The organism is Photobacterium indicum (assembly GCF_003026215.1).
GTDB classification, from domain to species: domain Bacteria; phylum Pseudomonadota; class Gammaproteobacteria; order Enterobacterales; family Vibrionaceae; genus Photobacterium; species Photobacterium indicum.
The window spans coordinates 159,220-165,945 of the sequence record NZ_PYOC01000010.1; the positions used below are offsets into that span (position 1 = coordinate 159,220).

3 protein-coding genes are annotated in these 6,726 nt (G+C 36.6%); 2 read left to right on the top strand and 1 reads right to left on the bottom strand.

Annotation, left to right across the window (positions count from 1 at the left end):
* Positions 1–28: 28 nt before the first annotated feature.
* Complete coding sequence (gene ylqF, locus C9J47_RS21265; RefSeq protein WP_006229568.1) at positions 29–973, top strand: ribosome biogenesis GTPase YlqF; 945 nt, start codon at positions 29–31, stop codon at positions 971–973.
* A 658-nt stretch (positions 974–1,631) separates the two neighbouring features.
* Positions 1,632–2,789: an MFS transporter gene (locus tag C9J47_RS21270; RefSeq protein ID WP_425440613.1), complete on the top strand. Its 1,158-nt coding sequence runs from the start codon at positions 1,632–1,634 to the stop codon at positions 2,787–2,789.
* A gap of 731 nt (positions 2,790–3,520) precedes the next feature.
* Here the strand turns inward: C9J47_RS21270 and C9J47_RS21285 are convergent.
* Positions 3,521–6,247, bottom strand: coding sequence for a hybrid sensor histidine kinase/response regulator (locus C9J47_RS21285; protein WP_245903569.1), 2,727 nt, complete (start codon positions 6,245–6,247; stop codon positions 3,521–3,523).
* Between the last annotated feature and the right edge of the window lie 479 nt (positions 6,248–6,726).

Below are 6,726 nucleotides of genomic sequence, written 5' to 3' on the forward strand. Positions count from 1 at the left end.
ATGATTTTAAAAAAGGTTCAAATTTTAAATGAGTAATATGATCCAGTGGTTCCCAGGCCACATGCACAAAGCACGTAAAGAAATTGAAGAAGCAATTCCGAAAGTTGATGTCATTATTGAAGTGCTCGATGCACGTATTCCATTCAGTAGTGAAAATCCAATGATTTCTTCACTTCGTGGTGAAAAGCCTGTTGTTAAGGTTTTGAACAAACGTGACTTAGCCGATCCTGAAATGACTGAAATGTGGATTGCACACCTTGAAAAAGAACAAGGTGTTAAAGCTATCGCAATCACGACAGAGAATATTGCTGAAGTAAATCAAATTATGGAGCTATGCCGCAAGCTAGCACCTGGTCGCGAAGCAATGGGTAAAAATATTCGTACTATGATTATGGGTATACCTAACGTAGGTAAATCTACAATCATTAACGTAATTGCAGGTCGCACTATTGCTGTTACAGGTAACCAGCCAGCCGTTACTCGTCAACAGCAGCGCATTAACCTACAAAACGGTATTGTGTTATCTGACACCCCTGGAATTTTGTGGCCAAAAGTAGAGAACCCGCACAGTGGTTTTCGTTTAGCGGCAACAGGTGCTGTTAAAGATACAGCTATGGATTATACCGATGTCGCTTTCTTCACCATTGAATACTTAGCAGCTGCTTATCCTGATTTAATCAAGGCACGTTACGATCTTGATGATGAATTACCAGAAACAGATATCGAGTTAATGGAAGAAATTGGTCGTAAACGTGGTTGCCTTCGCCCTGGTGGTCGAATTGATATCCATAAAGCGTCAGAAATACTAATCAATGAATTGCGTAATGGCGTACTAGGTAAGATCACTATGGAACGTCCAGAAATGATCACAGAAGAGCTAGTTAATGTCGCTATTGAAGCAGAGTTAAAGAAAGAGCAACAAATTAAAAAGAAAGAAGAACGTCGTAAGCGTTACCTTAAAAACAAACGCTAATTAAAAAGAAAAGGCACTGTTCTTCCGCTACAAAAGAACAGTGCCGGTGTCAAACATGACAAGTAGAAGGTGTATTCTGATGTGCTTAATACTTAAAAAACCAAACAGCCCTCACTGCTATTTAGCTCTTCAAACTCCATACCTAAACACATGGATATCAAAGCAAACTTCATACCATTATATAACCAGTTAAAATTCAACAAGTTAGATATGAAAACTGGAAAGCATTGCACAAACATAAGGACATAGTGCACCAAAACAATGCACCTATCCTCCCGCAACACCCTTTCTAAAAAGTAGCCTTCAATAAAAAATATTTTTCCATAGATAGAAAAACATACACACTAAAAATCATTTATAACACTAAACATTATAAGTAAAAGTCAGACTAAATACGTATTATTTTAAAAGTACAAAACATTTAAAAACAAAGAGTTATCATCACTTAAATGTAATTACCTTCACACTCATTGTGATTAACTCTAAACTAACTAAAACCAAATGAGTTAATATAAATATTTACGGCTATTCGCATTAGTTTTTCTCACTTTACGAAAAGCATCTTTGGGTCCATATTCCTCTCGAAATAACATCATAGACTGTCTTTTCTTAGGCAGACATCCCATTTACATATTTAATATTGGAGTACACAGTAGTGATTCAGAACACTACTTGTCGCAAAGGCGGAGGTATTTTTGTGCCTGTTGCCGGACTAACTGTTTTCGCAATAGCTTCAGGCTATTTAATGAGTTTAATCCCACTTTCGATGGGATCATTTAAGATAGACTCAAGTTTTGCTAGTTGGTTAGCCAGTATTTTTTATTTTGGCTTATTAGTCGGCTCTATGATGATTGAGCCAATTATAGCCAAAATTGGTCACCGAATCGCTTTTATCATGTTCCTTACGATCCTAGCGATAACTGTTGCTATTATGCCTTTATTTCCAAATAAAGAAGTATGGCTATTTGCCCGCTTACTTGCAGGCATGGCTGTAGCTGGCATCTTTGTCGTGATTGAATCATGGCTATTAATTGGTGACGATAAGAAAGAGCGAGCGAAGCGACTCGGTATTTATATGACATCGTTATATGGTGGTACGACTATAGGGCAATTTGGCATAAACATATTCGGTATTAATGGGTTTGAACCATTTATTGCAATTATTGCTTTGATTTTACTTGCGATTTTGCCACCTCTGTTTATTAAGCAAGGGCAACCAAATTGTGAAGAACACCATACGATGGGGTTTAAGCAAATTTCACGTTTAAGCAAACCAGCAATTATTGGTTGCTTGGTTTCTGGTGTCGTTATGGGCACGATTTATGGCTTAATGCCCTTAGCGCTACGTAAGGCCGATATGGGCAATGATAAGATTGGGGTGCTAATGGCTGCGATTATTTTAGGTGGTATGATGATTCAGCCTATTGTAAGCGCACTATCATTAAAAATGAGCAAAACATTACTTTTAGCAATGATGTCGTTACTCGGCGTGTTTGCTATGGGGATTACGTACTTCACGAACGATTACCTAACAACAGTATTCGCATTGGCGCTGTTAGGTATGTCTGCATTTGCTTTGTATCCGATAGCGATTACTTTGGCCTGTGATGAACTAGGTTCTAACTTTATTGTAGCGGCAACACAAATCATGTTGTTTAGCTATAGCGTGGGATCGGCAACTGGACCGTTGTTAGCTAATAAATTTTTGGTTAAAGCGAATGGATTAATGGATTTTTTCTTCATCGTATTATTAAGCACGGCGATTTATATGCTATTTGCGAGCTTAAAGAAAAAGCCTCAAATATTGGCGAGCTAACGGTATTTGTTGCTTAATGAAGAGCCATATACGTGTATAGATAAGCGCTCTAATACCAAAATTTAGTACCCTAAAAAAGAGCGGGCGCGACATTCGTCGCGCCCTTAGGTCTTACTTGCAGCAATCCGGCTACTATGGTGCTCCCTGCGTCATTCCATGATTTTGCTGATTCCTTCAGCTTAGTCCTTTATTCTCTATCCTAGAGACGTCCTTTGATCTTACCTTGATCCACCGAATCATCCTGTTCCGACTCTCTCTCCGTCCTAGAGGTGTCCTTTGCTTCATCCTGAAGCGGTCCATTTTCGTCTTCCTAACAAGTAAGCATCCTAACCTACTGCATCACTTCCGTTTAATTATCTCTTCACAGTCCATGTTCGATAAACCATCCTGATCCACCGCCCTCGTCCTGAGGCTGCCAAACTCCTTGGCTAATTTCCTGTTCCGTTCCGTCAGTTCCTTCCGACGCACTAAAGAATACGGGTTTTATAAATCTAAGCAACGAACAGAGATCACATTTATCATCAAATGTAAGAACAAAAACACTCAATGGAAATAAGCCCATGAAACTTCAAGGTTTTACTTTTAATTTGAAACATTCTATTTATCAAATTAACTTTATTTCTTACAGTTTTGTAAGAGACTTCGCACAGCATAAGCTTTTGTATGAAAGGGAAAAGATACAATCCAGTCTCTTTTTTCACTCGAGAAACGTATTTTATCCGATGAATTTATTATGCAACTTCATTTAAACTCTCTAATTTTTCTAATAAATGTTCTTTACGAAATGGCTTAGCAACATAATCATCCATTCCTGCTTCATAACATTTACTGATGTCTTCATCTAGAACACTTGCTGTTAATGCAATAATAGGTAATCGATCAGTATGCTGCTCTTTTTCCCATAATCTAATCGCTTCAGTTGCCGCAAAGCCATCCATGATTGGCATCATGCAATCCATTAAAATGGCTTTAAACAAAGTAGGTTCTTTCTGGGTAATGAGGTCAACAGCTTCTTGTCCATTATTAGCCACAACAATTTGGTAGCCCGCTTTTTTAAGCAAGAGTGAAGCGACCTTCTGGTTAACAATGTTATCTTCAACGATCAAAATAACATCTGCATCTGTTTGCCCTGATATTTTACTCTCTGTGATGGCTGGAGTTGTATTTATACTCACAGGTTTTATATCAACTAAGCGACTCTCAGGATTCAAAGCAGAGTTAGTTTGTATACCTCTATTCTTCTTAACGTTAATAAATGCACTATTAATTGCTTTTACAAATCGCTGACCAAGTAACGGTAAAATCGTTAATCCATCAATCGTATGACCAAAATCAAATTGCTCATCTTGAAGTTGAGAACAAATAACGAGGGCTGGTCTATCTTGAATATGATTAAATAATTCAATATCTTTAATTGTATGACTTATCGTTTTTTGGCAATATAAAATCAAATCATACTGTTGCGATATGCCAGGTACGGCTGCCGTTTCTATATCAGAGATAGTGACATTTAGTCCCCATTTTTTACATTCAATCTCAATTAGCTCGGCATTTGAGGTTTGATTTGATAAAAGCAGACACTTTTTATTCTCAAAATTAGAAATAATTTTAGGTTGATACTTAACAACATCAACGTCTAGGCTAAAGTAAAAATCACTACCAAACCCCTTTTCTGATTTCAGTTCAATTGAACCGCCTAGAAGCTCAACTAGCTGACGACAAATTGCCAGCCCTAAACCTGTGCCTCCAAACTGACGAGTAATCGAGCCATCTTCTTGCGTGAATGGTGCAAAGACTTGTTGTTGTTTATCTTTTTCTATACCAATACCAGTGTCTTTTATAGAAAAGAGCAACGACGCTTTTTTATCATCAATATATGTATAAGTTATCGATAACGTCACAGAACCTTGTAGGGTGAACTTCACAGCATTAGACATTAAGTTCATCAGTACTTGTCGTAATCTGTGCTCATCCAACATAACAGATGTAGGTAGTTCAGGGTCTAATTGAACTCTAAGGTTAAGCCCTTGTTCTGATGCTTTTGCCTGAACGATAGTAATCGTGTCGTAAACAACTTCAGCAATATTTGACTCATGAGGTGAAAGTACCAAATTCCCTGATTCTATTTTAGATAAATCAAGAATGTCATTAATCAACAATAATAATGTTTGCGAAGAGGTTTCGATGGTTTGCAAATATTCCGCTTGAGAAGGGTTCAGTTCTGTATCTGACAAAATGCCTGACATCCCTATAATGCCATTCAATGGCGTACGTATTTCATGAGACATGTTTGCTAAGAAGGAACTTTTAGCAACGTTAGCCTTCTCTGCTTCTTCTTTAGCCTTGATAATATTCGCTTGGCTAAAATGACGATCTTCCAGTAATTGGTTTAACTTAGAGGTAAACACAGTGAATTCATCATTACCATCTGATTTCACTTTCAATGCTGAATTATGAGCATCTTCAATTTTTGACATCGTTTTAATAACACGGCTCAAGTAAAAAAGAATACGTCGTGATAAATTGGTTCCGAGATAGCACATAACTACCATAGACAACAAGATTGCTGCAAGATACACACTCATTAACGTTTTGATATCTGTCGTAGTAGTTTGAATATCATCAACTAACGAGATACTCACCTCTTGTACAACATGCTGAATTAAGGTGAATCTGTCATTAAAAGCTTGCAAACCTGTTGCTATTTCACTGTCCTTCATCCCTCCGGTTAAAATTCCCTCTCGCAATTTGTAACTGTCAGAAAAAGCAGGATCTGTAAATATTTTAAGTAAAAGATCAATTTGTTTCGGGCTGGCACTAATAGCGATAAACCGATCAATAAAAAGCTGCTGACGCTCAATCACCGTCGACAATAACTGTTTAAACTCATTATTGTTCGTTTCTTTAAACTGATGAATGAACCAATTTTCTTCTTGTGCCCAAAAATACAACCACTGCAATTGATAAAGTACTTCTGTGTTTTTCTCTATATCTATATTTCCAGTGCTCACTCTATTTTTTTCGAACGTTATTAAAAATTGACTAACAAGATCATCAAACCATACAGACCAATCATTCAAATCTTCTTTACTTGTAGAAAGTAGCTCAACCTTCGCTTCGTCCATCTCTTTTAATATGTTCTCTGCACCCTCTTTTTCACTTTGAGAAAACGCGCTGGGCAGTAACAAAAAAGCACGATTAATCGCTTCAGATAGAGCATTCAATTCATTCAATTCAATGTCGCCCACTAATCTTTCTGTTTTGAGAGTGTGAACTTGTGATGAAATAACATATTGCTCTTTCAATAATTCAATTCTAGCATTAAGTAAATTCAACGATTGTACTTCGCCATACAATTTTTTTATTTCTAACCCAGCAAATACACTCATAAACAGTAGTGGTAACCCAACTAACAGAAACAGTCTCGATTTAATGGATATTTTGTTCAAAAAGCCCATATTCTCTCCTTGAATGTGAACTCAGACCAATGTCTGTTTGTAGTCACAGTAATGTCTACTATTATGTATAGTATGTTTAGTACTCACCAATATGAAAAAAATCAATGAATAAGGATTTTCTTGATAAACAAATCGTTATAACATTCTTATTTGGAATGTTCATCACATTATGAACTCAGACCAATGTCTGCTTGTAGTCACAATAGTGCCTACTATTATGTATAGTAGGTTTAGTACTCACCGATATGGACAAAATCAATGAATAAGGATTTTCTTGATAAACAAATCGTTATAACATTCTTATTTGGAATGTTCATCACATTATGAACTCAGACCAATGTCTGCTTGTAGTCACAATAGTGCCTACTATTATGTATAGTAGGTTTAGTACTCACCGATATGGACAAAATCAATGAATAAGGATTTTCTTGATAAACAAATCGTTATAACATTCTTATTTGGAATGTTCATCACATTAT